This window comes from Sagittula sp., from assembly GCF_052825245.1.
This window is the reverse complement of record NZ_JBRBWD010000010.1, coordinates 21974-47829: the sequence shown is the minus strand read 5'-3', so window position 1 is coordinate 47829 and position 25856 is coordinate 21974. Positions and strand designations below refer to the sequence as shown.

General features: G+C 60.5%; 24 protein-coding genes and 1 pseudogene. 17 read left to right on the top strand and 8 right to left on the bottom strand.

Annotated features, from left to right (window positions below):
* The 4 genes from ACU0DV_RS02910 to ACU0DV_RS02895 are packed head-to-tail and all read right to left on the bottom strand — an operon-like array spanning position 1 to position 4592.
* The gene (locus tag ACU0DV_RS02910) at positions 1 to 516 is read right to left on the bottom strand and encodes an acetyl-CoA carboxylase biotin carboxyl carrier protein subunit (protein ID WP_027264425.1); all 516 of its coding nucleotides are present in this window, start codon (positions 514 to 516) and stop codon (positions 1 to 3) included.
* Positions 504 to 1973 carry an acetyl-CoA carboxylase biotin carboxylase subunit gene (locus tag ACU0DV_RS02905; protein ID WP_027264424.1) on the bottom strand — a complete coding sequence of 490 codons (1470 nt, stop codon included), beginning with the start codon at positions 1971 to 1973 and terminating at the stop codon, positions 504 to 506. The genes ACU0DV_RS02910 and ACU0DV_RS02905 overlap by 13 nt, the downstream gene beginning before the upstream one ends.
* Before the next feature lie 12 nt (positions 1974 to 1985).
* Positions 1986 to 3785: an acyclic terpene utilization AtuA family protein gene (locus tag ACU0DV_RS02900; RefSeq protein ID WP_027264423.1), complete on the bottom strand. Its 1800-nt coding sequence runs from the start codon at positions 3783 to 3785 to the stop codon at positions 1986 to 1988.
* 21 nt (positions 3786 to 3806) lie between these two features.
* Entirely contained in the window at positions 3807 to 4592 is a 786-nt protein-coding gene (locus ACU0DV_RS02895) for an enoyl-CoA hydratase-related protein (RefSeq protein ID WP_027264422.1), read from the bottom strand.
* A 133-nt stretch (positions 4593 to 4725) separates the two neighbouring features.
* Between ACU0DV_RS02895 and ACU0DV_RS02890 the strand changes: the two genes are divergently transcribed.
* From ACU0DV_RS02890 to ACU0DV_RS02865, 6 genes are read left to right on the top strand one after another with little or no spacing between them, the layout of a single operon-like run.
* Entirely contained in the window at positions 4726 to 5940 is a 1215-nt protein-coding gene (locus ACU0DV_RS02890) for an acyl-CoA dehydrogenase family protein (protein ID WP_051372710.1), read from the top strand.
* 13 nt (positions 5941 to 5953) lie between these two features.
* A complete protein-coding gene (locus ACU0DV_RS02885) occupies positions 5954 to 7153 on the top strand; it encodes an acyl-CoA dehydrogenase family protein (protein WP_027264420.1) in 1200 nt (399 codons plus the stop codon).
* Positions 7154 to 7164: 11 nt separating this feature from the next.
* Positions 7165 to 8019: an SDR family NAD(P)-dependent oxidoreductase gene (locus tag ACU0DV_RS02880; RefSeq protein WP_027264419.1), complete on the top strand. Its 855-nt coding sequence runs from the start codon at positions 7165 to 7167 to the stop codon at positions 8017 to 8019.
* Complete coding sequence (locus tag ACU0DV_RS02875; protein ID WP_446273475.1) at positions 8003 to 8815, top strand: enoyl-CoA hydratase-related protein; 813 nt, start codon at positions 8003 to 8005, stop codon at positions 8813 to 8815. The genes ACU0DV_RS02880 and ACU0DV_RS02875 overlap by 17 nt, the downstream gene beginning before the upstream one ends.
* A gap of 12 nt (positions 8816 to 8827) precedes the next feature.
* Entirely contained in the window at positions 8828 to 9310 is a 483-nt protein-coding gene (locus ACU0DV_RS02870) for a PaaI family thioesterase (RefSeq protein WP_027264417.1), read from the top strand.
* On the top strand, positions 9310 to 9711 hold the full coding sequence (locus ACU0DV_RS02865; RefSeq protein ID WP_028093915.1) for a PaaI family thioesterase: 402 nt from the start codon (positions 9310 to 9312) through the stop codon (positions 9709 to 9711). The genes ACU0DV_RS02870 and ACU0DV_RS02865 overlap by 1 nt, the downstream gene beginning before the upstream one ends.
* Here the strand turns inward: ACU0DV_RS02865 and ACU0DV_RS02860 are convergent.
* Complete coding sequence (locus tag ACU0DV_RS02860; protein WP_446273474.1) at positions 9693 to 11027, bottom strand: TetR/AcrR family transcriptional regulator; 1335 nt, start codon at positions 11025 to 11027, stop codon at positions 9693 to 9695. The two genes, ACU0DV_RS02865 and ACU0DV_RS02860, sit on opposite strands and share 19 nt — an antisense overlap.
* 154 nt (positions 11028 to 11181) lie before the next feature.
* Here ACU0DV_RS02860 and ACU0DV_RS02855 point away from each other — a divergent pair, with 154 nt between their 5' ends.
* The 6 genes and pseudogenes from ACU0DV_RS02855 (at position 11182) to ACU0DV_RS02830 (ending at position 16835) form a co-directional block, all read left to right on the top strand.
* Positions 11182 to 11943 (top strand): glucose 1-dehydrogenase, encoded by a 762-nt coding sequence (locus ACU0DV_RS02855; protein WP_088652151.1) that lies wholly within the window; start codon positions 11182 to 11184, stop codon positions 11941 to 11943.
* A gap of 112 nt (positions 11944 to 12055) precedes the next feature.
* A complete protein-coding gene (locus ACU0DV_RS02850; protein WP_100931406.1) occupies positions 12056 to 13993 on the top strand; it encodes an AMP-binding protein in 1938 nt (645 codons plus the stop codon).
* The gene (locus ACU0DV_RS02845) at positions 13990 to 14844 is read left to right on the top strand and encodes an SDR family oxidoreductase (protein ID WP_088652153.1); all 855 of its coding nucleotides are present in this window, start codon (positions 13990 to 13992) and stop codon (positions 14842 to 14844) included. Before ACU0DV_RS02850 ends, ACU0DV_RS02845 begins: the two co-directional genes overlap by 4 nt.
* 4 nt (positions 14845 to 14848) lie before the next feature.
* On the top strand, positions 14849 to 15553 hold the full coding sequence (locus ACU0DV_RS02840) for a helix-turn-helix domain-containing protein (protein ID WP_254698509.1): 705 nt from the start codon (positions 14849 to 14851) through the stop codon (positions 15551 to 15553).
* Positions 15554 to 15574: 21 nt separating this feature from the next.
* On the top strand, positions 15575 to 16030 hold the full coding sequence (locus ACU0DV_RS02835; protein ID WP_088652155.1) for a PaaI family thioesterase: 456 nt from the start codon (positions 15575 to 15577) through the stop codon (positions 16028 to 16030).
* Positions 16031 to 16335: 305 nt separating this feature from the next.
* A pseudogene (locus ACU0DV_RS02830) lies at positions 16336 to 16835 on the top strand (DNA-3-methyladenine glycosylase I).
* Positions 16836 to 16922: 87 nt separating this feature from the next.
* On the opposite strand, the gene ACU0DV_RS02825 reads toward ACU0DV_RS02830, so the two are convergent.
* Entirely contained in the window at positions 16923 to 17351 is a 429-nt protein-coding gene (locus ACU0DV_RS02825) for a MarR family winged helix-turn-helix transcriptional regulator (RefSeq protein WP_084658444.1), read from the bottom strand.
* Positions 17352 to 17449: 98 nt separating this feature from the next.
* On the opposite strand from ACU0DV_RS02825, the gene ACU0DV_RS02820 reads away from it, so the two are divergent.
* Together ACU0DV_RS02820 and ACU0DV_RS02815 are read left to right on the top strand one after the other, a co-directional pair.
* Positions 17450 to 17884, top strand: a complete 435-nt coding sequence (locus ACU0DV_RS02820) for a DoxX family protein (protein WP_040608736.1) — start codon at positions 17450 to 17452, stop codon at positions 17882 to 17884.
* Positions 17881 to 18633: a glutathione S-transferase family protein gene (locus tag ACU0DV_RS02815; protein ID WP_088652156.1), complete on the top strand. Its 753-nt coding sequence runs from the start codon at positions 17881 to 17883 to the stop codon at positions 18631 to 18633. Before ACU0DV_RS02820 ends, ACU0DV_RS02815 begins: the two co-directional genes overlap by 4 nt.
* A gap of 415 nt (positions 18634 to 19048) precedes the next feature.
* Here ACU0DV_RS02815 and ACU0DV_RS02810 read toward each other — a convergent pair whose 3' ends face one another.
* Both ACU0DV_RS02810 and ACU0DV_RS02805 read right to left on the bottom strand, forming a co-directional pair.
* Positions 19049 to 20569: a class I adenylate-forming enzyme family protein gene (locus ACU0DV_RS02810; protein ID WP_088652157.1), complete on the bottom strand. Its 1521-nt coding sequence runs from the start codon at positions 20567 to 20569 to the stop codon at positions 19049 to 19051.
* A 26-nt stretch (positions 20570 to 20595) separates the two neighbouring features.
* On the bottom strand, positions 20596 to 22596 hold the full coding sequence (locus ACU0DV_RS02805) for an FAD-dependent oxidoreductase (protein ID WP_271109771.1): 2001 nt from the start codon (positions 22594 to 22596) through the stop codon (positions 20596 to 20598).
* Positions 22597 to 22655: 59 nt separating this feature from the next.
* Between ACU0DV_RS02805 and ACU0DV_RS02800 the strand changes: the two genes are divergently transcribed.
* From ACU0DV_RS02800 to ACU0DV_RS02790, 3 genes are read left to right on the top strand one after another with little or no spacing between them, the layout of a single operon-like run.
* Positions 22656 to 23906 carry an acyl-CoA dehydrogenase family protein gene (locus ACU0DV_RS02800; RefSeq protein WP_446273473.1) on the top strand — a complete coding sequence of 417 codons (1251 nt, stop codon included), beginning with the start codon at positions 22656 to 22658 and terminating at the stop codon, positions 23904 to 23906.
* On the top strand, positions 23903 to 24682 hold the full coding sequence (locus ACU0DV_RS02795) for an enoyl-CoA hydratase/isomerase family protein (RefSeq protein ID WP_271109766.1): 780 nt from the start codon (positions 23903 to 23905) through the stop codon (positions 24680 to 24682). Before ACU0DV_RS02800 ends, ACU0DV_RS02795 begins: the two co-directional genes overlap by 4 nt.
* Before the next feature lie 9 nt (positions 24683 to 24691).
* Positions 24692 to 25852, top strand: coding sequence for an acyl-CoA dehydrogenase family protein (locus tag ACU0DV_RS02790; RefSeq protein WP_271109767.1), 1161 nt, complete (start codon positions 24692 to 24694; stop codon positions 25850 to 25852).
* The last annotated feature ends 4 nt before the right edge of the window (positions 25853 to 25856 follow it).

Genomic DNA, 25856 nt, shown 5'->3' with positions numbered 1-25856 from the left:
TCACTCCTCCTCCGGGGCCAATTGGGCCAGGATGTCTTTCAGACCAAAACTGTCGCCTTCGGCGAATGGCATTTCGGCAACGACCCCGCCGCGCGGCGCCGTCAGTGTGGTTTCCAACTTCATGCTTTCGATCACCAGAAGCGGCTGGCCTTCTTCAACCGCATCGCCGGGTTTAACCGCAACCGACACCACGACACCCGGCATGGGCGCCACCAATCGGTCGTCGCTCGCGCCACCGTCGCTTCCGGCCAGGCGTTCGGCGGGATCAACCCGCCCGACTTCGTAGGTTCGCCCGTCCATGTGCACAAAAGTTGCTTCCGGCCCCACGGCCAGTCGCAATTCGCGCACAACACCCTTGGCCCGCAGCTTGTAACCGCCCGGCAGACCCGTCGGGTCCAATTGGCAGGTAACAGCGCCAGTGGGGGTATTGAGCACGAACCGGCTGCCATCATGACCCAACCAGCAATCAGTCTCTTCTCCGTCGATCTGAAAAATCCGTTGCATCAGTTTCTCCACCCGCCCATCTTGCGGTACATTTCCGGTATCTGCATTACGTCACTCACCAGGCGCTCGTCCGATAGGGCCGCCGCCGCTATCAGCAAGTCAGAGACATCTTCGCCCGGCGCGGTCAGCGTTTCGGATTGTTCAGCCAGGAAGCCAGTTGAAACGTCACCAGAGGCGAAATCCGGATGTGCAAGGATTGCATCCAGGTAACCAGTGTTGGTCGTTACCCCGAGAATCACATAGCTTTGCACCGCGCTCCGGGCACGGGCGATGGCCTGCGCGCGATCCGGGCCATGTACGATCAGCTTGGACAACATCGGGTCGAAGTCGGTTGTCACCTTGCCGCCATCCAGAATGCCGCTGTCCACGCGGATCCCCTCGCCCTGGGGTTCGTCCAGCAGCAGGATATCGCCGATCGCGGGCCGGAAATCGGCCGTCGCGTCCTCGGCGCAGATGCGCAGTTCGATCGAGTGTCCGGTTTGGGGAATATCCGCCTGCACGGCGCTCAGCCCGTCGCCCGCCGCGACACGCAGCTGCTCGGCAACCAGATCGAAGCCGGTCACCAGTTCGGTCACCGGATGTTCGACCTGAAGGCGGGTGTTCATTTCCAGGAAATAAAAGGCCCCGTCCTGCGCATAGATGAATTCAACGGTCCCTGCCCCGCGGTATTTGACGGCACGGGCAATTCCGGCAGCGGTCTCGCAGATCTCATCCCGTTGCTCGGGGGTCAGCGCCGGTGACGGCGTTTCCTCGATAATCTTCTGGAACCGGCGCTGGATCGAACATTCACGTTCCCAGAAATGGACCACGTTGCCCTGTCCGTCGCCCATCACCTGCACCTCGATATGGCGCGGGCGTTCGATATAGCGTTCGACGAAAAGCCGCCCGTCGCCGAAATATCGTTCGCCTTCGCGGCGCGCGGTTTCGATTTCGGTTTCCAGCGTGCTGTCCTCGCGCACAACGCGCATGCCCTTGCCGCCACCGCCGGCCGAGGGTTTGATCAGCAGCGGATAGCCCACGGCGCGGGCGCGTTCGACAAAGCTCGCCGGATCATCATCCTCGATCGCCGAGGGGGCGACGGGAAACCCGTGTTCCTCGACAAAGGCGCGGGCGCGGACCTTGTCCCCCATCAGGTCGATGACCTCGGACGTCGGGCCGACAAAGGTCACTCCGGCTTTTTCCAGCGCCGCGACAAAACCGGCATTCTCTGACAGAAAGCCATAGCCGGGATGCACCGCATCCGCGCCGATCTTTGTTGCCGCCGCGACGATCTGCGGAATATCGAGATAGGCGGCCACGGGCGTCGGGCCGTCGATCATCACGACCTCATCTGCGATCAGATGCGCCGGCCCCTCTTGCTCGGCGACATGACGCAACACGGCCGTCGCAAGCCCGCGGGCCTTGGCGGTGCGCAACACGCGCGCCGCGATCTCGCCCCGATTGGCGACCAGGAGTTTCGAAATGGTCATGGTGTCGTCCTCTTAGTTCCGGGCCGCGGCATTCAGTCCGTCACGTGCAGCCAGATCGGCTGGCACGGGAATTTCGATATCAAGCAGCATCTGCGCGAACCCTTTGCCCTGCGGGTCTATGCGAACCGAGGCGATGCCGCCACCGCCAAGCGATTCATGCAACAGGAAATTCAGCGAATGGCTTCCAGGCAAGTCGAACCGTTCTACCCTGCCGTCGCAGACATGGGCGAAATAGTCCTTCACCACCTCTTCGCTGAGAGCCGAGCGGATATATGGCAGGTAGTCCGGCTTGCGCGCGAGGATGCCGATATTGGCGATGTCCCCCTTGTCGCCCGAGCGGCCCCAGGCCAGATCGACGAGGCGGACCTTGACAGCGTCCGGGCCGGGCTCGCGGCTATCTGCGGGCGGTGCGGCAGGTGGATCAAGGTGGACTGGCGTAGTGGCCACGCTCACGGGCACATCCTTGCCGTCGACCTCGACCGCGACGGGGGTCTCGGCCTTGCTCTGAAGGAAGGAGAACAGGCGGACCACCGGTTGCACCTTGGGCCGTCCGGCGAAGAACCCGGTCAGACCCTGCGCGGTCGAAATCGCCATCGGTGCTATTTCGCCGGCAAAGATGTTCAGCGCGGCGCGATCGTCATGGACCGCGCCGATCTTGAGCACCACCTCGCGGGTTCGGGCGCGCGCATTTGCGCCATAGGCCGCCTCGGCCCCCAGCACCTCGACGCTGACCTGCCGAAAATCGCCCATGTTGCGGTCGCGGAAAATCCGGCGACAGCGGGTCAGGATCGCCTCGGCCACACGTTCGGCCTTGGCGGGTGCATCAATCGCGGCCAGTGTCAGGGTAGAGACCGCGCGCCAGCCATCGGCATGGGTCGCCGACACCTTGTAGCTGTCGGTGCGCCCAAGCCCCCTGCCGCCCTTGACCAGCACCTGATCGGGTCCGACCTGCTCCAGGGTGACCCCGGACCAGTCGCAGATCACGTCGGGCAACAGGTAGGCGCGCGGATCCCCGATTTCATAGAGCATCTGCTCTCCGACTGACCCGGGCACGACCAGCCCGCCGGTGTCAGGCGTCTTGGTCATGATGAAACTGCCGTCTTCGGACGCCTCGACGATGGGCATGCCCATATTGTCCCAACCCGGCACGTCCTGCCAGTCGGTGAAGTTGCCGCCGGTTCCCTGGGGGCCGCATTCGATCAGGTGGCCGGCCAGCGATCCCTGGCTGAGCTTGTCCCAGTCATCGTCGCCCCAGCCGTATTCATGCATCAGGGGACCAAGCGCGACCGCGCTGTCGGCGCAGCGTCCGGTGATCACGATGTCGGCCCCGGCATCCAGCGCGGCAGCGATGGGGCGGGCACCCAGATAGGCATTCATGCTCCAGATATCATCTGGAAATGCGACACCCGAGAACATTTCCGTCTGACCGTTTTTGCGAATTTCATCGGCCCTGGGCAACAGGTCATCGCCTAGCACGACTCCGATGGACAGATCGATCCCGGCCTGGGCGGCGGCTTTGGCAAGCGCATCGCTGCAGCCACGCGGGTTCACGCCCCCTGCATTGGCAACGACCTTGATCCCTTTTGCCTTGATATCCGGCAACCAGGGTGCCAGCGCCTTGACGAAGTCCGGCGCATAGCCCGTCTCGGGCGCTTTGGCGCGGGCCCGCGCCATCAGCGACATTGTCACCTCTGCCAGATAGTCAAACACCAGATAGTCGATCTCGCCCTTTGAGACCAGTTGACCGATCGCTTCCGGCGTATCGCCCCAGAAGCCCGACGCGCATCCGATGCGCAGCTTGCGTTCCGACATATTCCTCTCCTCCCCGTTTGATCAGCGGCCCGTCCATTCAGGTTTGCGCTTCGAGATGAAGGCATCAAAGCCTTCGCGCGCGTCTTCGGTCTGCGCCACACGCGGTAAAAGTGTTTCTGCAAACCGCATCTGCTGCGGATAGGTCATATCCTCCATCGCGTGACAGGCGTATTTTCCCAGCCGGATCGCGCTCGGCGACTGCGCGGCGATCTGGGCAACCAGTTCTGCAACCTTGTCGTCCAGCCCCGCGGCATCGGTCACATAGTTGACCAGATTGAACTGCAGGGCTTCCTCGGCCGTCAGAGGAACGCCGGTGATGAACATCTCCATCAGCCTCCGCCGGGGCAGCACGCGCATCATGGGTGGCACGATCGTCATGGGAAACAGACCCACCTTCACTTCCGGCGTTCCGACGCGGGCATGATCCGCCATCACAGCCAGATCGCAGGCACAGATGATGCCCGCTCCCGCCCCCATCGCGACGCCATTGATGCGCGCGATCGTTGGCTTTCGGCACGCCTGTATCGTCTCGAACAACCTTCCGGCAAAATGATCCGGGTCCGCCGGATCCTGAACAAACGGGCCGCCATCCGCCCCCGCCTTGATGTCGCCCCCGGCACAGAAGGCGCGCTCGCCCTCGCCGGTCAGAACGATCACGCGGCAATCGCTGTCCCTCTCGGCAGCACATATGGCGGCCATGATCCCGTCTGCGACCTCACGGTTGAGGGCATTTCGATTATCAGGACGTCGAATCGTGATACGCACTTCTTTGCCGAGCACCTGCGATTGAACAACGCTCTCAGTCATTTCCGAAGTTCCCCCCTGCATTCAGGACGCCGCGCTTTCTTACGTCAGGTCGTCAAAAGCTTGGCTTGATCTATTTTCTAACATGTGTTTGATTTTGGTCAACAACGCAAACAACATTTTTCGGGAGGACGATATGACCGCTCAAAGTGAGGCCATCTCGGCTGATCTGGAAGCCATCAGGGCGAACTATTCTTTGACTGATGAGCAACGCCAGATCGTCGATCACGTGGATCGGGTATCGCGCGAGGTGCTGCACCCGCTGCAGGCGCGCATGGATGACGAGGAATGGTGGCCCGATGATCTGTTCAAGCAGATGGGCGAGCTGGGCCTGCTGGGGATTACCGCGCCGGAGGAGCTGGGCGGATCGGGGCAGAACGAGTTCACCCAGGCGCTGGTGTCCGAGGTGATTTCGAAGTGGAATCCGGCTGTGGGCCTCTCGCACGGGGCGCATGACAACCTGTGCCTGAATAACCTGCTGCGCAATGGCTCCGAAGAGCAGGTGAAGAAATACGTGCCGGGCCTTTGCTCGGGCGAGCTCGTCGGTGCTTTGGGCCTGACCGAACCGGGTGCGGGATCCGATGCGCTCGGATCCATGGCCACCACTGCCCGCCGCGACGGTGATGATTATGTCATCAACGGCTCGAAGATTTACATCACCAACGGCCCCATTGCCGATGTGATCCTGCTTTATGCCAAAACCGACAAGTCGAAGGGCGCCAAGGGCATTTCTGCTTTCATCATCGAGACGGACAATCCCGGTTTCAAGGTGGCGCAAAAGCTTGACAAAATGGGCTTTCGCGGCTCGCCAACCGGAGAACTGGTGTTTGAGGATTGCCGCGTACCCGCATCCGCCATGGTTGGACCGGAAAACACCGGCGTTTCGGTGGTAATGAGCGGGTTGGATCTGGAGCGTGCTATGGTTGCCTCAGTCTGCGTTGGCATGGCCGAACGCGCCCTGGAACTGGGGCTGGAATACGCCAAGATTCGCGAACAGTTCGGCAAGCCGATTGCAAGTTTCCAGATGATGCAGTCGAAACTGGCCGAGATCTACACCGAGGTCGAAACCGCGCGCGCCTTCGGTTATCGCGCGCTGGCCGCCTGTACCGGGTTGCCGAAAGGGGCCGGGGGCCGCGGCGAAATCCACAAACTGACGGCGGCGGCCTGTCTTTACGCCGGCGAGGCATTCAACAAGGCGGTGACCGAAGCCTGCCATATTCATGGTGGCTCTGGCTACATGCAGGACACCGAGATCAACCGGCTGTTCCGCGCCAACAAGCTGCTGGAAATCGGCGCGGGTACAAGCGAAGTCCGCAAGATCATCATTGCCGAAGAACTTTTGCGCGCCTGAGGGGGACGAGACAATGAACAAGCAACTGCGCAACGACACCGCTCTGCCAACACATTTCATGACGGACGAACAGCAGGCCCTGGCCGATCAGGCCGGCAAGTTCTTCATGTCCGAATTCCACCATCTGAACGCGGAAATGGACGATACTGATGACCTGCCGCCTTCGGTTTTCCCCAAGCTGGGCGAGATGGGATATCTCGGCCTGAACGTGCCGCCGGAATTCGGCGGGGCCGGGCTCGACTTTACCTCGGCCTGTATCATCACCGAGGAAATGTCTAGGGCCTCGGCGGCCATCGGACTGACCCATGTGGCCCATGACAATTTGTGCGTCAACAACATCTATCGCAACGCCAATGACGAGTTGCGCCGAAAATACCTGCCGGGCCTGTGCAACGGCACGCTGGTGGGTGCTCTGGGCCTGACCGAACCCGGCGCGGGGTCCGATGCGCTTGGCTCGATGCGGACCACGGCCAAAAAGGATGGCGACGACTACATCCTGAACGGCGCCAAGATCTACATCACCAATGGGCCGATTGCCGATCTGGTGCTGGTCTATGCCAAGACATCGCCCGAAAAAGGGGCCAAGGGCATTTCCGCCTTTATCGTGGAAACCGACACGCCCGGTTTCAAGGTGGCGCAGAAGCTCAACAAGATGGGATTCCGCGGCTCGCCGACGGGCGAACTGGTATTCGAAGATTGCCGTGTTCCGGCCAGAAACATGGTCGGCAAGCTGGATGGCGGGGTTGCCGTTACCATGTCCGGACTTGATCTGGAACGTGCCATCGTCTGTTTCAACGCTCTGGGCATTGCGCAGCGGGCGCTGGATATTTCCATCGATTACGCCAAGACACGCCAGCAATTCGGCAAACCGATCGCCAGTTTCCAGATGGTTCAGGCGATGCTGGCCGACATGTATACGCAGATCGAGGCCGCGCGCAGCCTGTCCTTGCGCACCGCTGCCATGTGTGAAGGCCTCGAAGAGGGCGAAGGCGGGCGCGGCGAAATCCACAAGCTCACCGCTGCGGCGATCTACAAGGCCGCTGAGGCGACATCCTTCGTGCTGGACAAAGCTGTCCAGATTCACGGCGGCTCAGGCTACATGCGTGATACCGAAGTGAACCGGCTGTACCGGACCGGTCGCGTGCTTGAGGTCGGCGCGGGCACCCAGGAGGTTCGCAAACTCATCATCTCCGGCGAATTGCTGAAGAACTAAGGGGGCGGAACATGAGCGAAGCGAAATCAAGGCGTTACGCGTCGGATCTCATGGCGGGCCAGGTTGCCCTGGTCACGGGGTCTGGATCTGGAATGGGCCGGGCGACGGCGATCGAAATGGCCGCTTGCGGAGCCAGGCTTGCGCTGTTCGCGCGCCGGGAAGAGCCGCTGGAAGAGACCGCCGAAATGATCCGCGCGGCGGGGGGCGAGGCCTTCGTCGTGCCCGGAGACACCCGCGACGAAGACAGTATTGAAACTGCGATGGGGCGGATCAAGGACCACTATGGGCAGTTGGATGTCTTGGTGAACAATGCCGGCGGCCAGTATATCGCGGCCGCCCGCGATATCACCAACAAGGGCTTCGAAGCCGTGATCCGCAACAACCTGATCGGATCTTGGCAGATGACCCGGGCAGCGGCGGATCACTTCATGTACGACAATGGTGGATCGGTTGTGTTTGTCACCGCCATCTCTGCGCGCACCGCGCTTACCGGCTTTACACACACCGTCGCCGCCCGCGCCGGTGTGACGGGCATGATGAAAACGCTGGCCGCCGAATGGGGCGAGTACGGCATCCGGCTGAACTGTGTCGCGCCGGGCACGATCAAGACCGATGCGCTTGGCCGCTATCCGATTCCGCCGGAACAGTGGAAAAAGCTGAACCGCTCGGTGCTAAACCGGATGGGGGCGGCCGAGGACATCGCAGGCACGATCATTTTCCTGGCCTCGAAACTTGGCGGTTTCATCACCGGAGAAGACATTTATGTAGACGGCGGTGAGACCTTGCATATGGGTCATGACGCGCGGGACATGATCAACCCCGCGATGTTCGAAAAACGCGAACGGGGAGATGGCAAGAATGAATAAACAGCCCGTCCTTCTGGAGATTTCCGACAGGATCGCCACGGTTACGCTGAACGATCCCGAGCGGCGCAACCCGGTCACCGGAAACGACATGATCGCTGCCCTTCTGAAGACCTTCGCCAAGGTGCAGGCCGATCCTCAGGTCAGCGTGATGATCCTGACCGGCGCCGACCCGGCCTTTTGTGCCGGCGGCGACATCAAGGAAATGAACGATCCCGACAGCGTGTTCCGCAAGGAGCCGCTGGCGGCGGCGCAGAGCTATGTTGATGGGGTGCAGCGGCTGCCGCTTGCGCTCTACAACATGGATATTCCGACCATCGCCGCAGTCAACGGCCCGGCGGTGGGCGCGGGGTGCGACCTGACCATGATGTGCGACATGCGCATCGCGTCGGAAAAAGCAAGGTTCGGCGAGGTGTTTCTGAATCTCGGAATCATTCCGGGCGATGCGGGCAGCTGGTTCCTGTTGCGTCGTCTGGGCCACCAGAAGGCCGCCGATCTGACCTTCTCAGGGCGCATGGTCGAGGCCAAGGAAGCGCTGGAGCTTGGTATGGTGCTTGAACTTGTGCCTCATGAAAAATTGATGGAACGTGCCCGCGAACGGGCCGCTGTCATCGCCGCGAAACCGCCGCGTGCGGTGCGGGTCGCCAAGCGTCTGATGCGCAATGCCGAACGGATGGACCTGCCGGATTTCCTGAATTCCGCGGCGGCCTATCAGGCGCTCATGCATCAGACCGAAGACCACCACGAGGCGGTTGCTGCGTTCGTCGAAAAACGAAAACCCAATTTCACGGGGCGTTAAAGGAAAGATCGCATGTCAGACATCACCCAAAAGAAGATGGAGCAAATCGCGCAGATGTGGAATGCGCGCGGCAAGGGTCTGATAACGCATATGGCGCTTGAGATCGAAGAGGTCTCGACGGAAGGTGTTCGGGTTCGGATGCCGTTCAATCCGGACTTTTGCGTCGATGCGGAACAATCGCTGCTCCACGGTGGTATCCTGACGGCACTTCTGGACAGTGTCTTTGGACTGGCGAACTTTGTTGCCATCGAAGGCGTCAGTACCATGGCCACTCTTGACCTCAGAGTTGATTACCTGCGCCCGGCCCGTTCACGCGCGGATGTCATCGTTCAAGCGCATTGTTTTCGCAAGACCCGCCACATCGCCTTCAATTCCGGCAGCGTCTGGTTCGCGGGCCATGAGGATGCTGAAATAGCCAGGGGAACCGCCTCGTTTGCATTGACGCGCGGCGAAACCAGCCTGTTTGACGCAATGACAAAAGGAAAAACCTCGTGATGGACGTGCAAACTGTCAATGCCAATGTATCCCGGGTGCCGTTCTTCCGATTTCTCAACTTTGAGGTCAGAAGTCTAGACAGTCTCCATGCTGAGGCGGAAATGACCTTTGATGACCGCCATATCGGTAACCCGATCATGGAGTACTACCATGGCGGCATAATCGCGAGTTTTATGGAGGCCACTGCCGCCATCGCGGTACAGCCCGATTTCGCCGACGTTCCGGCCAAGCCGATCAACCTGACCGTCGATTACCTCAGACCCGGTGTGAAGGGACCGCTTTTTGCCCGCGCTAACGTCACGCGCAAAGGCAAGCGGATGGCAAGCGTCAGCGTGCTCAGCTGGCAGACGGATCGGGAAAAGGCGGTTGCCGAAGGGCTGTATCACTTCCTTCTGGTCTGACCGGGGCAACCGCTTTCAGGGCTACCTTGTCCTGTGGACGGGGCCGCTTCCCGGTTACAAATGCCTTCCAGTAACAGATTGATGAGCATGCTGGAGAATTCAGGCAGTGATAGATATCCTTCCACTCCTGCCTTGTTCGGGTCGAACCATTCCACCGTCCAGTTTAAGGCACCCAACATCACCTGGCGCAAGGGGACGATCTTGATATCCGACCGTATGGCACCGTCGTCCTGAGCTTCACGGAGTATCCAATCCCAGAGTTTTCCATACTCATGGCGAATACCCCTGTGCCTCTCCCTGAAATGATTGGGGAGCATTCCATAACTTCGGATGTTCGCCGAGGTAAATTCGCTTGCCTTGAAGAGGAAATCCAGGTGCGTCCAGATTGCGGTCGCTATCCTGGCGTGATGATCGTAGGGGGCATCGAATTGCCGAACGGCGGCTTCGACACCTGATAGCAGGTCCTTTAGTCCGGCGTTCAGCACTTCGTCAACGATCGCGTCCTTGGAATTGAAGTGGTAATAGACGCTGCCCGCTTTCAAGCCAGCATTGTCCGCGACCTTTCTCAGAGTCGTCGCCTTGTAGCCATTGTCCCTCAGAACGCGCGCTGCGGCCGTTAGTATTTCTGCACGGGTCTTAGCCGCCTTGCTGCCAGGGTCCGGAGTTTTGACGGGAGTGGCGGGACACAGCTTCAAGCCTTCTGTATCAGCACTGTCATGCAAACACATTCCGTCAAGTATCAGCTTACTCATTCGTTCCGCGAGGATGCGCACCGGATACTTGTCGACATCGTACCATTCCACGGTCCAGTTCATGGCACTCAGGATGAACTGGCGGATCACAGCAGTGGATATGTCACTTCGAAGGTGGCCGGCGCGTTTGGCGTCATTCAGGAATTTGCCCCAGGCACCTGCATATGATGCACGCAATTCGCGATGCAGGGCGCGTGTTTCGTCCGACAACATCGGATAGTTCCGAATATTAGCTGACGTAAAGTCACTGTCGGTCAACAGATAGGTAAGGTGTGTTTCAATCAGGGTTCCGAAAGTCTTGCGAAAATCCTCCGAACTTGTCGGTGCCGGCCGAACGATTTCACTGACCGTCTGATATAGTTGACGGACGCCAATTTCGAGAACTTCGCTCAGAATTTGGTCCTTGGATTGAAAATGGTAATAAATGCTGCCGGCCTCAATGCGGGCTTCCTGCGCGATGTCGCGCATCGTCGTTGCATGATAACCTTGATACCGAAAAAGTCGCGCGGCCGCAGCGAGTATGGCTTCGCGGGTCCTCTCCGACTTGCTTAGATCGTCATACACTATCTTGGTATCTTCACTCTGTCGTGCCATCCATTGTCGATACTTGTTGGCCCTGTGGCTGTCCATTGCAATAAATCTAACAGACGTTAGAATACATCCGAGAGAGTGTCGAATCAACTCTTTTCAAGGTGCAACGGAAGAGGAGGACCTCCACATGCGAGGATTGAGTGGAAAACGGGTCGTCGTGACCGGCGGTGGGAGCGGCATCGGCCGAGCGGTTTGCGAACGGTTCGGCGCAGAGGGCGCCGAAGTTGCCGTTTTCGATCTGAACAAGGATGGGGCGGATGAAACTGTCCGACTGATCATCGACGCGGGTGGAAAGGCCCAGGCCTTCAAAGCGGACATCACCGATCGTTCTCAGGTCGACATGGCAGTGGCCGCGTTCGAGGCCGGAGGCCCGATTGACGTGCTGGTGAACAACGCCGGCTGGGACGTGATCAAACCGTTCCTCGATACCGATGCCGATCTTTGGAAAAAGGTCATCGACATCAATCTTTATGGCCCGCTCAACATGCATCACGCGGTGCTTCCGGGCATGGTCAAGAACGGCAGCGGCCGCGTGGTCAATATCGCGTCCGACGCCGGACGCGTCGGATCATCCGGCGAGGCTGTGTATTCGGCCTGCAAAGGTGGCATCATCTCGTTTACCAAGACCGTGGCGCGCGAACTTGCACGCAATGGCATTCAATTGAACGCGGTCGCCCCCGGACCGACCGACACGCCTCTGTTCGCGCAGGTTGCCGAAGGCGAGGCCGGTCAAAAGATCGCTGAGGGTCTCAAGCGGGCGATTCCGATGAAGCGCCTGGCGCAGCCGTCAGATTACCCGGGCATCATCTGTTTTCTGTCGTCCGACGACGCGGGATTCATCACCGGTCAGGTGATTTCGGTTTCGGGCGGCTTGTCCATGCACGGTTGAAACGCTGACAGCTGCGACGGAGACAAGGCGCTGCTGCCAAACCGTGCCAAGAGTTACTCCTCGACTGGCCGCGCCTTATGTGCGGCCCCTTTTTATTGTAGAAAGGTTGCGAATGTTTCAGCCAAGCTCTGAAATCCAGCGAACAAGCACGCTGACCGCTTTTCTGAATGACTGTGAGATTGACAGCTACGAGGAGCTCGTCGGCCTATCGAACGAAGAGCCCGAATGGTTCTGGGGCCGGATCATCGACCATGCCGGCATGCGGTTCGCGCAGCCTTACACCCGGTTGCGAGATATCTCCACAGGGCCCGAATCGATCAGATGGGCCGTGGGAGGCACGTTGAATCTGACAGAAACCTGTCTTGACGCCCGAATTGCCGATGGCCTGGGCGACAAGACCGCAATCGACTGGGTCGGTGAAGACGGAAGCCGCCGTCGCTGGACCTACTTCGACCTTGCCGCCGAAGCCTCCCGCGTCGCCTCGGCCCTTGCCGCGCGCGGTGTAATGCCGGGTCAGGCGGTGGGCATTTATATGCCGATGATCCCCGAAATCGAGGCCGCGCTTCTGGGTATCGCGCGGCTGGGCGCGGTTGCGGTACCGCTGTTCTCCGGCTTTGCGCCCCATGCCATCGTATCGCGCCTGAGCGATGCGGATGCCGTAGCGGTGTTGACAGCGGATGCCACACCCCGACGAGGCAAGCCGGTCTGGATGGAGGCGACCCTTGCCCAGGCTTTGACCGACGTACCATCGGTTCATACCGTTATCAGCCTGCGACGGTTCGGCGGTGCAGTGGCCGATCCGGTCCGCGATCTGGACTGGAGCGAAACCATAGGCCGCGCCAGTCCGGAGTTTGCCGCCGTTCCGGTCAAGGCCGAAGACACCTTTCTGATCGCCTATACTTCGGGCACCACCGGGCGGCCCAAGGGCGTCGTGCATACCCATTTGGGCGTGCAGGCGAAGGCCACGGCCGATATCCTGCTTTGTCTCGACATGAAACGGGACGACCGGCACCTCTGGATGACCGACATGGGGTGGGTCATGGGACCGCTCACCCTATTGTCGGTGCTCTTGGCCGGTTCGACTCTGGTACTGGCCGAGGGCGCACCATCAATGTCCGGCGATCCCTTCAGGCTGCTGCGTCTTGCGTCCGAAATGGAGGTCACACATCTCGGCGTGGCCCCGACTCTGATACGGCAGTTCATGACGCAGGATACGGAAACTTTGTCGGGCTACGACCTGTCGCCCCTGCGGATTGTCGCCTCGACCGGTGAACCTTGGACCGACGACGCCTGGCTCTGGCAGCTCGATCATATCTGCCGCCGCCGCGCCGTGCCGCTGAACATCTCGGGCGGGACCGAGCTTTTTGGCGCGATCCTGACCTCGACCGTGCTACACGAGATCAAGCCCGGCGGATTTTCGGCCCAGGCACTTGGCGTCGGCGCCAAGGTGCTGCGGGAAAACGGCAGTGAAGCCGCGCCGGGCGAGGTGGGGGAACTGGTGGTGACTCAACCGCCTTTGGGTTTGACCCCGGCCATCCGGGGCGACCGCGAGCGCTACCTTGAAACCTATTGGTCCACCTTCCCGGGCATGTGGCGACACGGAGATTGGGTGCGCTGCGATCCGGACGGGACATGGTATATCCTGGGCCGGTCCGACGACACGCTGAACATCGCCGGCAAACGCATCGGCCCGCCCGAGATTGAGGCGGCCCTGACCGAAACCGGAGAGGTGGTGGACGCCGCTGCCATTGCTGCACCCGACGATATCAAAGGCGTGGCCGTCGTCTGCGTCTGTGTGGCAGCCCAGGGCGTCACGCCTGACGCAGAGCTTGTGGAGCGGCTCAAGGATCGGGTCGGAGAGATCGTCTCGAAACCCTTCCGCCCGCGCGAGATCCACTTTGTCGAGGCCCTGCCCAAGACCCGCAGCATGAAAACCATGCGCCGGATCGTGCGCGCGGCCTTTCTGGGCGAAGATCCGGGCGATCTGTCGTCGATCAGCAACCCGGAAACCATTCAACCCATCGCAGACCTGCAAAAGGAAAAGCCATGATCACTGTTTTCGGAGCCACGGGCACCACCGGCGCCCCTCTTGTCGATACGCTTATGGCAAAAGGCGCGACCGTGCGTGCTGTCACCAGCGACCCTTCCAGGCTCGATGCGCTAAAAGCCAAAGGATGCGAGGCGGTCGTTGCGAATTTCACGGACCCTGCCGCGCTGGCGCGGGCCTGTGACGGGGCAGAAAAGATATACCTGGTCACGCCTGCCCATCTGGACATGCGTCAGTGGAAGGCGAATGTGATCGCGGCGGCCAAGACCGCGGGGGTGCGCCATGTTGTCGTGGCCACCGGGCTTGGCGCCTCGCCCAAGGCGGGGCTGACATTTGGGAAATGGCATTCCGAAACCCAGGAACTGCTGAAGCAAAGCGGCCTTGACTGGACCTTCGTCCAGCCGACCTATTTCATGCAGAACCTGCTCTGGCAGGCCGGCAATATTGCAAAAGATGGGGTCTATTACGACGATCTGGGCGGCCCTGTGGCCTGGGTCGACGCCCGCGACATCGCGGATGTCGCCGCCGAGGCGCTGACCGCTCCGGGGTACGAAGGCAAGGCTCTTGGTCTGACCGGGCCCGAAGCTCTTACCGGAGAAGATATCGCCGCCCTCCTGTCCAGGGTGACCGGGCGCACTGTCACCTGCGCACCCCTGTCGGCCGAAAATGCCAAGGCGGGCATGGTGGCTGGCGGAATGCAGGACGAGGTCGCCAGAGCCATGGTCGAATTGGCTTCCATCGCGCCCAAGGGCTACCTTGCCGGCATCGAGACCACGGTCAGCGATGTGATGGGACGCCCGGCGCGCCGATTTGCCGATTTCGTCGCCGAGAACCGGGATGCTTTCGTCAAGTAACCTGATGGCGCCGCCGCTTTATCTCGAACTGGCGCCGACTGAGGAAGCGGCCAAACAGATCGACCATTTGTTCGTGTTCCGCGATACCGGTGTGCTGAGCGGTGGTGGACGCGGGCGGTTCGCAACCGACCTCTTTACCCTTTCGGTAACGCGCGACGACAGCGGCGGCGGGCGCGTATCGCTGGCAGAACCGCGCCCCTATTTTTCGCCCCGCCCAAGGCCATTCCAGGGTGTCGTGGCCGGGCTGCGACTGTCGTCACGACCGCAGCGATTTCCCGACTCCACAGGGCTGGACATGCTGGCCTCAGAACTGGCCCGGATTCAGACCGGGGACGATGACCTGCCTGCGCTCATCGCGGTGCTTGACGGCCTTGCGAGAGACCTGCGCTTTGCCGCACCAACCGGAGCTTACAGCGACCGGACCAAACGTCGAAAGGTGCGGGCGGAAACCGGCGTGTCGCGGCGGCGGCTTGCGACCTTGCGACGCTTTCGCCGGGCTCTCGGGCAGCTTGCGTCAAAGACCCTGCCGCTGAGCGATCTGGCGCTGGACGCCGGATATTACGATCAATCTCACTTGTCCGCCGCTTGCCGGATCTTCGCCGGCAAACCGCCCGGCGCGTTGCGCGCTCTGTCTATTCCGCGTCGTTTTGACCTTTTGCTACAAGATACGCGCCTCAAAGACCGCCTAAGATTGGTCATTGACGAATGAAATCGAAGAGGAAGACCCGCCATGACACAATTCAAACCGAAAAACCCCGACTATGACGCACGCGTGCGCAACAGTTTCGATCGCCAGAAGGCAATGAACACGTTGGGGATCAGCATTGCCGAGTTGTTACCCGGCCGCATCGTTCTGGAAATGGCACATCAGGTTGCACTGACCCAGCAGCATGGGTTTTTGCATGCCGGAATCGTGTCGACAGCGCTGGACAGCGCCTGCGGATACGCGGCCTTTTCGCTGATGCCAGCGGACGCGGCAGTGTTGACGGCCGAATTCAAGATCAACCTACTCAACCCGGCGGACGGCGCACGGTTTCGCTTCGTCGCTGACGTGGTGAAACCAGGCAGGACGCTGACCATATGCGAGGCGCGTGCCTATGCCGTGAAGGGCCAGGATGAAAAGCTCGTCGCAACGATGACCGGAACGCTCATGGCGCTGATCGGGCGGGCGGGGGTCGCGGACTGAGCGCAACCCGGCCGCAGCACATCCGATCCGGGCGGCCGGGCCGATTATTCAGACAGCTGGATCAGCTGTTCCAGCGGCTCGCGACCTCGGCCAACCGTTTCCCGTAGGCTCGCGCGGTATCCAGATCGCCGCCAGCAGGTTCAGACCTGCCAAGCGGTAATGTTAGCCTTTAGCAGTGCGGTCGCCGATTGTCCGTCGTCAGGGTTTTTCGGAGAGCTGAGACTGTATCGTAACGGAGGATCTGGTTCGGTTTCTGTTCAAGTTTATGCTGCAGCGGCCTGATGCTGCAACCGTAATTGGAACGGATGGACGCCCACGGTGCCGATGGGCTGCCGTCACGCCGGAGTTTCCAGTCAGGGCTGAGCTGGCGCACCATTCTGGCCAAGCGCGAGAATTTTCGTGCTGCCTTCGCCGGGTTCGACTTTCGGGAGTTGCGAACTTTGACGACAACGACATTGAGCGCCTACTTGCCGATGAAGGAATTGTTCGCTATCGAGGCAAGATCGAAGCCGTGATCAACAACGCTCGCCGTACTTTCGAGGTCGTCCAAGAGGAAGGCTCCTTCGCTGCATTCATCTGGCTATATGAACCTGCCAAGGACGACGCACTGCCACAAATGCGGTCCAAATCACCAGCGTCCGAGACCCTGTCCAAAGATCTACGAAAGCTTGGCTTCAAATTCGTGGGACCGACCACCGTATATGCATTCATGCAGGCCATGGGATTTATCAACGATCACGCAGAAGTCTGTTGGATGCGAAAGGACGTCGGAACAGCCCGAAACACCCTTCGCACACCGACATAGGCAACTGTCGGCCAATTAACGTGAAAAAAATCAGGGCCACTTAGCGTGGAAAGTCACAGACAGGTTTCGCGTCAGTCGACCGAGACTTCAGAGCCTTGAGAGTAGCGTGGCCAATTGAGCGGCGTCTTTGGGTTTCAGCTTTGCGCCGATCCTTTCCGACAGAACCCGTTCATAGATCGGCCACATCGCCCTCCTGACAGATTTACCCTTTTCAGAGATAGAAATGTTTTGACCTCGCCCATCTTCCGAGCAGTTCCGTCGGTCCACCAGCCCTGCTTTCACCATGCGGTCCAGCAACCGCGATGTACCGTATTGGGGTAACAAAATCCGGTCTTTGAGTTCGAATGGACGGAGTCCGTCCGGGCCTGCCTTCTCGAGTTCGAGAAGCGCGTCATACCATGCAAGTGGCGGGTATCCTGCCGATTTCAGAGACGATTCGACAGCCTCAAGCAAAACGCGGCTTTTAGTCATGAGGGCTGTCCAGGCGGCCTCAGTAGCATGGTCAATCTCGTTCATATCCAGCACATATCATATACATGTAAGTGCATCAACCTTGACGTCGCATGTGACGCGCTATATATAGATGCAAATGCATCGACATATGGGATCATATCATGTCACAATCGCACCTCACAGAATTTGGGATATTCCTGCTCCGTATAGCACTCGGTATCATGTTCCTGGCGCACAGCCTGTTTCTCAAGCTCTTCATTTTCACACTTCCCGGAACGGCGCAGTTCTTCGTTTCGATCGGGCTGCCCGGCTGGTTTGCCTATATGATCTTTGCAGTCGAGGCGATTGCCGGTGCCCTTTTGGTCCTCGGCGTACAGGCTCGGTGGGTCGCGTCGGCGACCGTGCCCATCTTGGCCGGAGCAACCTGGGCTCACTCAGGAAACGGCTGGATGTTCGGATACGAGAACGGCGGGTGGGAATACCCGGCCTATCTGACGCTGCTTGCCGTCGTGCAAGGACTTCTGGGCGACGGCCGTTTCGCCCTCAGCCCCTCCTTCGCGCCCGGCAACGTGCAGATGGAGGGAGAGACAACATGAGCCTCCACCTCATTAGCCATGCGCTCTGCCCATATGTGCAGCGCGCAGCGATCTCGCTCACTGAGAAAGGTGTCACGTTCGAGAGAACTCACATCGATCTTTCGAACAAGCCCGACTGGTTTCTTGCCATATCTCCGCTGGGCAAGACGCCTGTCCTGGTTGTGAACGGGACGCCGATTTTCGAATCTGCGGTTATCCTCGAATATCTTGAGGATACACAACCCCACGCACTTCATCCGCACGACGCTCTCGATCGCGCCCGCCACCGTGCCTGGATTGAATTTGGATCTGCTGTCTTGAACGACATTGCGGGGTTCTACTCGGCGCCGAACGATAAAGCGTTGGAAGCAAAAGTCGCGGCGCTCCGCGCAAAATTCCTTCGGCTGGACGCGGAGCTTGGGGAGGGACCATGGTTCGACGGCCACCAGTTCAGCCTCGTCGATGTCGTATTCGGCCCGGTCTTCCGCTATTTCGACGTTTTTGACGCCATCGGAGAGTTTGGCGTCTTCACAGGGCTTGCCCGTGTAAGGGCCTGGCGATATGAACTGGAGCGTCGGGTTTCTGTGAAGAGTGCCGTCAGTGAAGACTACCCGACTCTTCTGCGTGACTTCATCAGACGGCGCAATTCTTACCTGTCCCAGATCATGCAGACAGGAGGGCCGAAGAAGACTGTTACACAGGTGCAATCGGCTGATCGCCGATCACTTGATATCGTTCTGTCGGGCCGCAGTGCAGAACCGGACGTTTGAGTTCGCTTGGTGAATACCCGCTCTGTCCCGCACATCGGATAGTCGCCGACTTTCCCTTGAAGGCCCGCAGCAGCCCCAACCGGCACTTGCCGGCATTCCATGCCCGTCCGTGCGAAGCGCCGGGTGACCTGCTGCCCCCACAGCGCAACCGGGAACAAACCACCGATCGCGCTGATGAATGGCTCAGGGATCGAAGAATCCGCCTGAGCTCAAACCCCCGGGAAAACTCCAGCCGTGTGGTCCGACAGAGGGCAGCACGTCAATCGCGGGTCAATCTATCCCGGTTGGTGGACCACTTTCAGGGGGCTACTCCAAAGGGCGGGGATGAGAAGCTCGTCGCAACGATGACAGGAACGCTTATTTCGCTAGTGGGGCGAACGGGCGTGGCGGGGTGACGATCGGGTCGGAGCAAAAATTAATCTGCGAGCCGCGCTTCTAGGACATGCCGCTGGACCTTTCCGCTGGTCGATCTGGGAAAATCCTCGAACGCGATGAAGCGAATTTCGCGCGGCCGTTTGTAGCCTGCGAGGTTGTCGCGGCACAAATTCATCAGCGCTTCGGCATCCGGCCCGTCCTTGCCGCGGGCGACAAAGGCCACCGGACTTTCGCCCCATTTCACGTCAAATGCCCGTACGACTGCGGCATCGACCACCCCGGGATGAGATAGAAGAACACGCTCGATCTCCGCAGGATAGACGTTCTCGCCGCCGGTCTTGATCAAGTATTTGGCCCGGTCCACAAAGTCGATGGTTCCGTCCGCATTGCGCCGGAACAAGTCGCCCATGTGGAAAAAGCCGTTGCGAAAGTCATGGGCATTGGCGTCGTCCGCGTTCCAGTACCCTGAAAACAATGTCGGACCCCGCACAGCCATTTCGCCTGGCGTTCCATCCGTCACTTCTTGGTCGTCGGGATCGACGAGCCGAACCTCGCAAAGTGCGCTGATGCGCTTGGAAAGGCGGTCCGGAGTCACACCTGGCGCAATTAGATCGGCGGACCCCGGCGGCAGGCCGGTTTCGGTTGCGCCGAAGGAATTCAGATAGGGTGTGTGGAGAAGGGCTGTCAGTTCCGCGATCTGATGCGGCGGCACCAGATCGGCCATGGCGCCGCAAACTTTGATACCCTTCAGCGGCAAAGGGTTGGCGCGTCGTTCTGCGATAAAGGCGTCCAGCGCACCGGGCATCATCACGAACCAGCCGATCCGGTGGCGCGACAGAGCCTCGTTGATGACCGCAGGCTGCAAACCGTCAACCATCACCACGGTTCCGCCCCGCAGGACCGTCGCCAACCCATGATCGGTGGACGCCATGTGGAACATTGGCGCCCAGGCGATAAACCCGTCGCCGGGGTCCAGCGCCAGCTGCGCCGCAAAAGCCATGGATCTGGCGATATGCGCGCGGTGGCTGATGAGCGCGCCCTTGGGCAGGCCCGTGGTCCCTGAGGTATAAAGGATCGTCAGACCAGCCTCTGGATCGTCGACCATGGTTCCGATGCGCGGGTCCGGTCCGGCCGCGGCAATGGCCGTTTCCAAATCCGGCCCGATAATCAGACAGGGCGTTGCCGCGACGGCCCGGTAAGCTTCTGAAAGGTCCGGTTCGACGACCGCGAGAACCGGCGCGACCAGATCTATGCAGTGCCGCAGTTCATCGGAAGCAAGCCGCCAGTTCAGACAGGCGACGATCGCGCCGATTCCCGCTGCGGCGAGTTCGACCTCCAGGTATTCAGAGCGGTTGTGCGACAGGATCGCAATCCTGTCGCCCGGCGCAACGCCCCTGGCCAGAAACACGGCAGCCAGACGATCGACCCGCTCCAGCAGCTCGGCATAGGTCAATTTCCTGCTGCCGTCCTCGATGGCCAGGGCGCGGGCGCAGTCTTGCGCGCGGGTTCGAAAGATCGAATACAGATCAGCGCGCCCCGCGCGGATGACGTCGGTCAGCATGGTTTACCCCTTGCCCGGCCTTCGGTTCAGAGACCCTGCGCCAGGCGCACGCCCTCATCAATGGCGCGCAGCGCATCCAGTTCAGCGGCCTCTTTTGCCCCGCCGATCATCGTAACCGGGACGCCGCGCGCGGCAAGCTCTTGGGCCAGGGTCCGTTCCGGTTCCTGACCGGTGCATAGCACAATTGTATCGGCCGCAATGACCTTTGGCATTCCGTCCGCGACGATATGCAGTCCCGCATCGTCGATACGTTCATAGGTCACGCCGCCCATTGCCTCGACCCCATGTTTGCGCAGCGCGTTGCGCAGGATCCACCCTGTCGAAACACCAAGCCCCGCGCCCGGTTTGGCCGTCTTGCGTTGCAGCATAACGACCTTGCGGCGCGACGGTTTCGGTGCCAGAGGGTCGCCCGCCAGGGCACCCGACGATACAAATTCGGGGTCCACACCCCAGGTTTCGCAAAAGACGTCGGAGTTGGCAGTCTTGGCGGGTTCGGTCACCAAGAACTCGGCCACATCATGACCGATGCCCCCTGCCCCCATCACGACGACACGGTCGCCCGCCAGACGGTCGCCGGACAGAATTTCGGCGTAAGTCGCGACGCTGTGATGGTCGATACCCGGCAGGTCGGGAATGCGCGGCATGACCCCGGTGGCGATAACCACATGGTCGAAGCCTTCAAGATCGCTCACGTCAGCACGCTGCCGCAGACGCTGCGTGACCCCGTGTTTTTGCATCTGACCGGCATAATACCGAAGGGTTTCGTCGAATTCGTCCTTGCCCGGTGCGGCGCGGGCCAGATTCAGCTGACCGCCCAGCTTGTCCTGCGCCTCGAACAGCGTGACAGCATGGCCCAGCCGCGCCGCCTCGGCGGCTGTGGCCATGCCCGCGGCACCACCGCCAACGACGGCCACTTTCTTTGGCGTGTCGGCTGGCGTATCCCGGAATTCCGTTTCACGCCCGGCCTTTGGATTGACCAGACATCCGACCGGACGGTCAGAAAAGATGAAATCCAGACAGGCCTGGTTGCAGGCGATGCAGGTGTTGATCTCGTCCGCGCGGCCCTCTCGCGCCTTTTTCACGAAATGCGGATCGGCCAGAAACGGGCGCGCCATCGAGATCATGTCCGCATCGCCAGAGGCAAGTATGTCTTCGGCAAGCTGGGGTGTGTTGATCCGGTTCGAGGCGACCACCGGGATCGACACGGCCGCTTTCACGTTGGCTGCCGCCTTGCGCCAGGCACCGCGCGGCACCGGATAGGCGATCGTCGGCACGCGGGCCTCGTGCCAGCCGATGCCGGTGTTCAGAATATCCGCACCTGCGGCCTCGATCTTGCGGGCCAGTGCGGCAATTTCATCGGCGGGCGCGCCGCCCTCGATCAGATCGGCCGCCGAAATCCGGTAGATGACCAGAAAGTCGGGGCCGCAACGTTCGCGCACCGCGCGCACGATCTCGACCGGGAATCGGTGGCGGTTCGCGGCGCTGCCGCCCCAGTCGTCTTGGCGCTTGTTGGTATGGGTGACGGTGAATTCGTTGATCAGGTATCCCTCGGACCCCATGATCTCGACGCCATCAAAGCCTGCGGCCTGCGCATTGGCGGCCGCCACGGCAAAATCCTCGATGGTACGGAGAATGTCGGCTTCGGTCATTTCACGCGGGATGAAACGGTTGATCGGAGCGCGGATCGGCGACGGGGCGACACAGCCTTCGATCTTGGCATAGCGCCCGGCGTGGAGGAGTTGCGCGCAGATCAGGCTGCCTTCGGCCTGCACCGCCTCGCAGATCGGGCGCAGGTCAAGCGCTTCTTCCGGGTCATCGATTCTCGGACCTTCTGGATCGAATATGCCCTCGGCATTGGGCGAAAACCCGCCGGTGACCAGAATCGCCGCCTCCCCCCGCGCACGCTCGGCGTAAAATGCGATCTGTTTGGCTATGCCGTCGGGCTCGGTTTCCAACCGCGTGTGCATCGACCCCATGATGACACGATTTCGCAACGTATGCTGGCCTGCGCGGATGGGCGAGAGCATGGTTTCAAAGCTTCCATCTGGTCTATTTTTCACTTTGGTTCTCCTCCTCAAAACTGCACTTGATCTACATTCTAACATTTGTTAGATTTTTTTGGAAAGAAGATTTTCGCTCATGGGGAGGAGCACCGATGCAATTCCAGCCTACAGACGATCAGAAGGCGTTTCGCGAGACCGCAAAGCGCTTCGCAACTGAAAGGCTTGCGCCCACATATCAAGAACGCGCCAGCGGCCATACATTCGACCGTGCGCTGATCAAGGAGATGGGCGCACTGGGGCTGATCGGGGCCGATCTGCCCGAGGAATTCGGGGGACTCGGCGAAAGCTCTGTCACGTCAGGGCTGATCGTCGAAGAGATCGCCTATGCTGATTTCAACGCAAGTTACGTGCAGCTTCTGGGCTCTCTCATGGGCGGAATGGTTGCCAAACATGCCTCCAAGGACATCGCGTCGGAATGGGTGCCCAAGGTTGTTTCGGGTGATGCTGTCATTGGCCTGGGCCTGACAGAGCCGCGCGGCGGTTCGGATGCGGCGAACCTGATTCTGAGGGCCGAGAAATCCGGCAACGGCTGGCGGCTGAACGGTGAAAAGACATCCATGAGTTTTGCCAGTCAGGCGGATGCGGCGGTCGTCTTTGCCCGTACCGGCGATCCTGACGGCGGCTCACGCGGGGTCAGCGCCTTTTTCGTCGATCTGAACCAGGAAGGCATCAAGCGCACCCATTTTGACGACATCGGCACCAAGCCTGTCGGGCGCGGCTCGGTTTTCTTTGACGATGTTTTCGTGCCGGCTGAAAACATGATGGCGGAACAGGACCGTGCCTTTGGCACGATCATGGCGGGCTTCGACTATTCCCGCGCACTGATCGGGCTGGAGTGCCTGGGGGCCGCGCAAGCGTCGGTGGATGAAACCTGGGCCTACGTTCAGGAGCGCGAGGCATTCGGGGCCCCAATCGTGCAGTATCAGGGTGTCAGCTTTCCCTTGGCCGAGGCCGAGACCCAACTTACCATGATGCGCCAGCTTTGCTATTACACGCTGGACCTGCGCGACCGTGGCCTGCCCCACACCTCTCAGGCCGCCATGTGCAAATGGTACCTGCCCAAAACCGCCTGCGAGATCCTGCACCAGTGCCTGATCCTGCACGGACATTACGGCTACACCACCGACCTGCCCCACCACCAGCGCTACAACGATGTGCTCGGCTTGCAGATCGGTGACGGGACCGCGCAGATCCAGAAGCTGGTGATCGCCCGCGAGAAGGTCGGTCGCATGGCGCTGCAGTATGACAAGAAGGCGAAGGGAGCCGCCAAATGAGCGGCCCCATCCTCGTCACTTCCGAGGGCAACACCGGCATCATCGAACTGGCCCGCCCCGAGAAATTCAATTGCCTGTCACTTGACGTGCATGAGCGCATTTCTGCTGCGCGGTCGGAATTCGAGGCGAACCCGGATATTCGGGCGATCCTCATCCGGGCGCAAGGCAAGAACTTTTGCACCGGCGCCGATCTGGTGGAAGTGAAAGGTAAATTGAACGATCCCGCCGCGCTGGACCATTTCATCGCCTTTGGCATGAACAACCTGCGTGCGCTTGAAACCTCCTCCCTCCCTGTCGTGGTGGCAGTGCAGGGGTTGTGTCTGGCCGGCGGGATCGAACTGATGCTGGCATGCGATGTGTGTTTCGCGGCCGAAAGCGCCCAGTTTGGCGATCAGCACGCGCAATTCGGGCTGATTCCCGGTTGGGGTGGCTCGCAGCGGTTGACACGGTTGATGGGGCAGCGCAGGGCGCTCGACCTGATGTTCTCGGCCCGCTGGCTCAAGTCGGACGAGGCCAAAGAGGCCGGATTGGTCAACTACATCGTGCCGGATGCGGACCTGCACAAGTCTGCGCTGGAATACTGCGAGAAAATCGCCACCCGTTCACGTCCCGGCATCGCCGAGATGAAGCGGTTGGCGCGCGAAGGCGCGGACCTTGGTATCGACCAGCAGATGCGGCTTGAGCGCGATGCCGCCGTGCGCGCACTGCCCAGCGATGACGTGGCGGAGGGCCTCGATGCATTCGAGAACCGGCGCGCCCCCGAATTCAAGGCTTGAGGACGAAACATGGATTTCATTTTGAACGACGAACAACGCCAGATTTACGACTATGGCGGCCAGCTGGCGCAGACATATGACAATGCTTATTGGCTGGAACACGCGCGCAAGCACGAGTTTCCCCACGATATGTTCAAGCAGGTTGCCGACGACGGTTTTCTCGGCATCATGGTGCCTGAGGAATACGGCGGCGCGGGCCTCGGTATGACCGAAATGGCGCTGTTCATGGAAGGCACCGCCAATCACGGCATTCCGCTTTTGATGATGGTGGTCGGGCCGACCATGTCGCTGGCTCATATCGCCAGCCACGGGAGTGAATTCCACAAGAAAGAGCTGCTGCCGGCGGCCTGCCGCGGTGATATCCAGTTCTGTTTTGCGATCACGGAACCGGGCGCCGGGTCGAACACGATGAAGGCCACTACGCTGGCCAAACGTCGGGGCAACCGGTTCAGCCTGTCGGGCGAAAAGACCTTTATCACTGGCGCCGAGGTCTCGGACTATTGCCTAGTCGTGGCGCGAACCAAGCCGCATACCGAGGTCAGCCGCAAGACCGACGGCTTTACCCTGTTCGCAGTGGATCTGAAGAAAAAGGGCGTCGACAAGCAGCGGGTGAAGATCTCGATCCCCCTGCCCGAGGAACAGTGGACCCTGTTCTTCGACGAGGTGGATCTGGGCCCGGAGGATGTGGTCGGCGAGGTGGACGAAGGGTTCTCGATCCTGTTCGACAGTCTCAACCCCGAACGCATCATCCTGGCCGCCCTGTGCTGCGGCATCGGCCGGTTCGCCCTGAACAAGGGCGTGGCCTATGCCTCCGAACGCAATGTGTTCGGCCAACCCATCGGTGCGCATCAGGGCGTGCAGCACCCGATGGCCAAGGCGCACACAGCGGTCGAGATGGCCAGCCTGATGACCCGTCGCGCGGCCTGGGAGTTTGACAACAAACTGCCGGCAGGGGCGTCGTCAAACATGGCAAAATACGCCGCCGCCGAAGCCGGGATCGAAGCGGTGGACGCCGCGCTGCAGGCGCATGGCGGATCGGGCTTCACCGAGGATACGGGACTATACGAGATGTACCCGCTGGTGCGCTTGTTGCGCACGGCGCCCGTGAACCGCGAGCTGTGCCTCAGCTTCATCGGCGAAAAGGTCATGGGTCTGCCGCGGTCTTATTGATCGC

Bases quoted from the DNA above. Each gene is read 5' to 3' on its own strand.
- ACU0DV_RS02905 (WP_027264424.1), bottom strand. From the start codon at position 1,973: ATGACCATTTCGAAACTCCTGGTCGCCAATCGGGGCGAGATCGCGGCG.
- ACU0DV_RS02900 (WP_027264423.1), bottom strand. From the start codon at position 3,785: ATGTCGGAACGCAAGCTGCGCATCGGATGCGCGTCGGGCTTCTGGGGC.
- ACU0DV_RS02895 (WP_027264422.1), bottom strand. From the start codon at position 4,592: ATGACTGAGAGCGTTGTTCAATCGCAGGTGCTCGGCAAAGAAGTGCGT.
- ACU0DV_RS02890 (WP_051372710.1), top strand. From the start codon at position 4,726: ATGACCGCTCAAAGTGAGGCCATCTCGGCTGATCTGGAAGCCATCAGG.
- ACU0DV_RS02885 (WP_027264420.1), top strand. From the start codon at position 5,954: ATGAACAAGCAACTGCGCAACGACACCGCTCTGCCAACACATTTCATG.
- ACU0DV_RS02880 (WP_027264419.1), top strand. From the start codon at position 7,165: ATGAGCGAAGCGAAATCAAGGCGTTACGCGTCGGATCTCATGGCGGGC.
- ACU0DV_RS02875 (WP_446273475.1), top strand. From the start codon at position 8,003: ATGGCAAGAATGAATAAACAGCCCGTCCTTCTGGAGATTTCCGACAGG.
- ACU0DV_RS02870 (WP_027264417.1), top strand. From the start codon at position 8,828: ATGTCAGACATCACCCAAAAGAAGATGGAGCAAATCGCGCAGATGTGG.
- ACU0DV_RS02865 (WP_028093915.1), top strand. From the start codon at position 9,310: ATGGACGTGCAAACTGTCAATGCCAATGTATCCCGGGTGCCGTTCTTC.
- ACU0DV_RS02855 (WP_088652151.1), top strand. From the start codon at position 11,182: ATGCGAGGATTGAGTGGAAAACGGGTCGTCGTGACCGGCGGTGGGAGC.
- ACU0DV_RS02850 (WP_100931406.1), top strand. From the start codon at position 12,056: ATGTTTCAGCCAAGCTCTGAAATCCAGCGAACAAGCACGCTGACCGCT.
- ACU0DV_RS02845 (WP_088652153.1), top strand. From the start codon at position 13,990: ATGATCACTGTTTTCGGAGCCACGGGCACCACCGGCGCCCCTCTTGTC.
- ACU0DV_RS02840 (WP_254698509.1), top strand. From the start codon at position 14,849: ATGGCGCCGCCGCTTTATCTCGAACTGGCGCCGACTGAGGAAGCGGCC.
- ACU0DV_RS02835 (WP_088652155.1), top strand. From the start codon at position 15,575: ATGACACAATTCAAACCGAAAAACCCCGACTATGACGCACGCGTGCGC.
- ACU0DV_RS02825 (WP_084658444.1), bottom strand. From the start codon at position 17,351: ATGAACGAGATTGACCATGCTACTGAGGCCGCCTGGACAGCCCTCATG.
- ACU0DV_RS02820 (WP_040608736.1), top strand. From the start codon at position 17,450: ATGTCACAATCGCACCTCACAGAATTTGGGATATTCCTGCTCCGTATA.
- ACU0DV_RS02815 (WP_088652156.1), top strand. From the start codon at position 17,881: ATGAGCCTCCACCTCATTAGCCATGCGCTCTGCCCATATGTGCAGCGC.
- ACU0DV_RS02810 (WP_088652157.1), bottom strand. From the start codon at position 20,569: ATGCTGACCGACGTCATCCGCGCGGGGCGCGCTGATCTGTATTCGATC.
- ACU0DV_RS02805 (WP_271109771.1), bottom strand. From the start codon at position 22,596: ATGCTCTCGCCCATCCGCGCAGGCCAGCATACGTTGCGAAATCGTGTC.
- ACU0DV_RS02795 (WP_271109766.1), top strand. From the start codon at position 23,903: ATGAGCGGCCCCATCCTCGTCACTTCCGAGGGCAACACCGGCATCATC.
- ACU0DV_RS02790 (WP_271109767.1), top strand. From the start codon at position 24,692: ATGGATTTCATTTTGAACGACGAACAACGCCAGATTTACGACTATGGC.